Source organism: Streptomyces sp. NPDC056948 (assembly GCF_042674225.1).
Lineage (GTDB): Bacteria > Actinomycetota > Actinomycetes > Streptomycetales > Streptomycetaceae > Streptomyces > Streptomyces purpurascens.
On record NZ_JBHUQX010000777.1, the window covers coordinates 1 to 1,764 of the forward strand.

Here is a 1,764-nt window from a genome sequence, read left to right on the forward strand (position 1 = left end):
GCCGCTGTTCCGGTGCGGAGCAGCGGCCGACGCGTATGAAGGAGACATGGACGTGACGACCGATGCCGCCGCTCCCTGGCTGATCGTGGGGCTGGGCAATCCGGGGCCGGAGTATGCGGGTAACCGGCACAACGTGGGTTTCATGGTGGCCGATCTGCTGGCGGATCGCATCGGGGGGAGGTTCAAGCGGGCGGGGAAGGCGCAGGCGCAGGTGATCGAGGGGCGGATCGGGCCGCCTGGGCCGGCGAACCGTCGGGTGATTCTGGCGAAGCCGATGTCGTACATGAATCTGTCGGGCGGGCCGGTGAACGCGCTGCGGGACTTCTACAAGGTTCCGGTCGCCCATGTGGTGGCGATTCATGATGAGTTGGACATCGATCACGGGACGTTGCGGCTGAAGCTGGGCGGCGGGGACAACGGGCACAACGGGTTGAAGTCGATGACGAAGGCGTTCGGGGCGGATTATCACCGGGTGCGGTTCGGGATCGGCCGGCCGCCGGGGCGGATGCCGGTGGCGGACTTCGTGCTGAAGGATTTCTCGTCGGCGGAGCGCAAGGAGCTGGACTACTTCGTGGACCGGGCGGCGGACGCGGTGGAGTGTCTGGTGATCGAGGGGCTGGAGCGGGCGCAGAGTACGTACAACTCCTGACTTGTCACCCTGGGAGTTGACCGGCCGTGCGGGTATGGCCAATGATCCCGGCCATGCCCCCCACTGCCGCCGCTTCTCACCAGAGCTCTCATGCCGTGCTGCGGTTCGGACGGTTCGCGGCGATGGGTACGGTCGCCGCGCTGATCCTGATCGCGGGTGTGTGGGCGTCGTGGGGTACGGCGCAGCATGTGATGCTGACGAAGGGCCGGGAGAGCGGCACGGTCGATGTGACGCGGTGCGGGCCGGACATGTGCTCGGGTGCGTTCACGCCGTTGTCGGAGGGTGCGCAGCCGCGGCCGAGGGTCGAGCTGGCGAAGTCGGTCGCGGTGGAGAAGGGCCGGACCTACACGGTGGTCCTGAAGCCCGGCAGTGATGACGCGGTCCGTTCGGGCCCTGCGGGGATTGTGTACGCGTGGATTCCGCTGGGTGGTGCGCTGTTGCTGGCGTCGGTCGTGGTGGCGGGCGGGTTGCTGCGGACGCGGGTGGCGTGGGTGATGGCGCTGTCGGGGGTGGCGTTGCTGACGGCGGCTTTCGTGGTCGTCTGAGGGGTTCTCCGGCGTTCCCCTCGCCTGCGGAGGGGCAGAGCGTTGTGTGTTCGTGATTGACGTGGCTTCGGACGAGGCTGGAAGCTGAGCCGCCCCCTCCACATCTTCCCGGTCACTTCTCGAAGATGGACGAATTCTCGATGCGAACCCTCTCCCGCGTCGGCGCTGTGTCCGCCGCCGCTTCCGCGGTCCTTCTGCTCGCTCCGGCCGCCCACGCCACCCCTCCCGGTGACAACGGCACGGTCAAGATCCATGACGCCTCGACGGGCGAGGAGCTGCGCCGCAACGAGCCGCATGTGTGCGCCTTCTACCTGGACGCCTTCGGTTTCGACGGTGGTCAGCAGGTCGACTGGCGCATCGACGCCATTCCCCCGAGTGAGAACAAGGGGGAGACGGTGGACTCCGGCTCGCTGACCCTGGACGGCAAGGGTCACGGCCGTTCGGAGGACCTGTCGCTGCCCGACGGGCACTACAAGCTGTTCTGGAACTTCGACGGTGAGAAGGGTGCCGCCAAGCACAAGGTGTTCTGTAATTAATGCGAGGACGAGCAGGAGCGTGTCTGTTAGACTT

At 66.9% G+C, this 1,764-nt stretch carries 2 protein-coding genes and 1 pseudogene; all 3 read left to right on the forward strand.

Translation table 11 applies throughout. The features are described 5' to 3' along the window. Positions 1-46 precede the first annotated feature (46 nt). The gene (gene pth / locus ACFTZL_RS44625) at positions 47-649 is read left to right on the forward strand and encodes an aminoacyl-tRNA hydrolase (protein WP_382596287.1); all 603 of its coding nucleotides are present in this window, start codon (positions 47-49) and stop codon (positions 647-649) included. 41 nt (positions 650-690) lie between these two features. Then, positions 691-1,194, forward strand: coding sequence for a hypothetical protein (locus tag ACFTZL_RS44630; protein ID WP_382596289.1), 504 nt, complete (start codon positions 691-693; stop codon positions 1,192-1,194). Between the two features lie 140 nt (positions 1,195-1,334). After that, positions 1,335-1,721: pseudogene (locus ACFTZL_RS44635) on the forward strand (hypothetical protein); the annotation flags it as partial. Positions 1,722-1,764: the final 43 nt, after the last annotated feature.